Source organism: Xenorhabdus sp. PB30.3 (assembly GCF_963895965.1).
In the GTDB taxonomy this organism is placed as follows: domain Bacteria; phylum Pseudomonadota; class Gammaproteobacteria; order Enterobacterales; family Enterobacteriaceae; genus Xenorhabdus; species Xenorhabdus stockiae.
On the sequence record NZ_CAWQMW010000104.1, the window covers coordinates 1 to 1,317 of the forward strand.

The following is a 1,317-nucleotide window of genomic DNA, read 5'->3' on the forward strand; positions in this document are numbered from 1 at the left end:
ATCTGGAATATATTTTTAATAAAACTCCAAATAAATTACTTATCTTAGCTCTAGAATACAATTTATATTGCTTGGCTATTAATATATCATGGACATACCCCCTATCTTTTGGAGCCAACAATAACATTACTCCCACTGCTATTTGTTTCAATATTTTATTTAGTTTAATAATTTCATAACCTGATAGCTTATTTCTCAAATTTATTTCCACCAAACTATTGAAATTAACTTTAACACCTAAATAAGGCATTAATTTGAATTGAGACTCAGCTGAATAGAGCAACTGCTCATTATAATAATCGTCCCTTTCCTTTTCAGGATGCACTCTGTATTTTAATAAAACATCCGGAAGATTAATAAACCTATAGCCTTCACCAATTGTTAATAAAAATAAACTTACCCATAATCCATAATCTTGTGCTTTTTTATAATTTTCAGGATAAGAAGCCCCTAACTTCAGAAAAGTTTCTTTTCTTATCATTACAGTAGGATGATAGAAAGGACAGTCAAATGCAATGCGGGATATTATTTCTTCATGACTTAAAGGTGGGGTTTTATTATTACCCGGTTCTTCATGGATGCTCATAGATGTACCACAAACAATAATATCAGTATGCTCAACCATAAACTCATATTGCTTTTTGAGTCTCTCTGGAAATGAATAATAATCAGTTTCCATTCTGGCTATAAACTCCCCTCTGGATAAAGAGATCGCCATATTCAAAGATTTAGCAAGCCCCATATTATAGGCATTCGTGATAATTTTTATTCTGCTATCTCTCTTCTGAAACTCAAAGAGTACCTGATCTGTATTATCCGTTGAGGCATCATTAACTATGATAAATTCATAATCATAAAACGACTGACTGAGAATTGACTCTACAGCTTCAGACAAAAATTCACAACCATTGAAAACAGACATTATTACAGATATCTTAGGAACATCTTTATTCATGAAATAAACCATTGTATTAATCTACCACTTTTAATTTAACTTCTATCATTAAAATCCAATTCAATAAGTTCGCCAATGTTTTCATCTATATTTTTATTTTCTTTACTATTTAACTCATTATCCATGCCAGCAGAATGAATAAAAGTTAATTCACCAAAATTTATCAGAACACTGAGTCACTAACTTATTATTATATGCATTTAATTTTAACCATTGTAATTTTTCATTAAATGTAACGGGAGTTACCAGATTAAGTATTTTATTAAGCCTCTCTTTATAAATTGATTTTGTAACAAACTCAGGGAATAAATCACATATATGGTAGAAAATTCATTTCTTAACCTTTTAATATACTTATTCAT

Annotated in this window: 1 protein-coding gene; it reads right to left on the minus strand. The window is 29.5% G+C overall.

The genetic code is table 11. The features are described 5' to 3' along the window. Positions 1-955, minus strand: a 955-nt coding sequence (locus tag AACX38_RS06635) for a glycosyltransferase (RefSeq protein ID WP_228865907.1), incomplete at its 3' end; no start/stop codon positions are given. Between the last annotated feature and the right edge of the window lie 362 nt (positions 956-1,317).